This is a genomic window from Psychrobacter pasteurii (genome assembly GCF_900162815.1).
GTDB lineage: Bacteria > Pseudomonadota > Gammaproteobacteria > Pseudomonadales > Moraxellaceae > Psychrobacter > Psychrobacter pasteurii.
The window spans coordinates 1-822 of the sequence record NZ_FUGD01000057.1; the positions used below are offsets into that span (position 1 = coordinate 1).

An 822-nucleotide genomic window follows, 5' to 3' on the forward strand; every position below is an offset into this window, starting at 1 on the left:
CAAAGAGGTCAAATAATAACGCCGTTCAGTGTGGCTATCTTCACCTATAATACGAGTGGACTCAACCATAGCCACGGCACTTAAACCTGTCCAATCAGACTTGTTATCTAACCAATCTATCTTTGTAGATAGCGCATAACGTCTTACTTCTATACGACCATGATCTTTATCAACAGTTTCATTGACGGGTAAATTACCTGAATCAAATTGTGTGTCTAACCAAAGCTTAACGTCGTCATATAAATGCTCATGGTTTCTTTTCAAGGACAAGATATAATCGGCTTTAGCTTTAACAAGCTGCTTACAGACATCCTTTTGACAATACATCGCATCCCCGGTCACAACACTGCCCTTAATATTGATCATATCAAGCAGTCTAGGCAGTGTCGTTATCTCGTTGTCTTTACTATTTACTTGCGTTTGTGCTAATACCAATTTAGTTTCACTGGCAAAGGCAGTGACCAAATGAATAGAGTCTGTATCTTTAAAGCCACCTTGGAGAAATTTACCATCAATGGCAATGTGTGTATGGTCTTTAACACTTTCGGTCATCCAATGAGCAAAGCATAGGGCAAAGTGATCTTTGTCTATCATTTTCATGACATTTCCAAAGGTGTCATGCGAGGGTATACCGTAAGGCATATTAAGAACCTTCTCAAACCATGACCTGTTCTCTTTGGCAAAGTCTTCGACACTCACCCAGTCGTTATAGCCGCAGATAAAAGCGGTTAGCGCAATAAATATGACGTTCTCTAGTGGATGATAGAGGTTTTTGTTTTGGCGTCTTGGGTCATTGAGTTTGGCAAAGAACTCTCTTGGATC

At 40.1% G+C, this 822-nt stretch carries 1 protein-coding gene; it reads right to left on the minus strand.

Annotated elements, in window-relative coordinates; genetic code table 11:
- Positions 1 to 822, minus strand: an 822-nt coding sequence (locus tag A1232T_RS03620) for an ISAs1 family transposase (RefSeq protein ID WP_077448107.1), incomplete at both ends; no start/stop codon positions are given.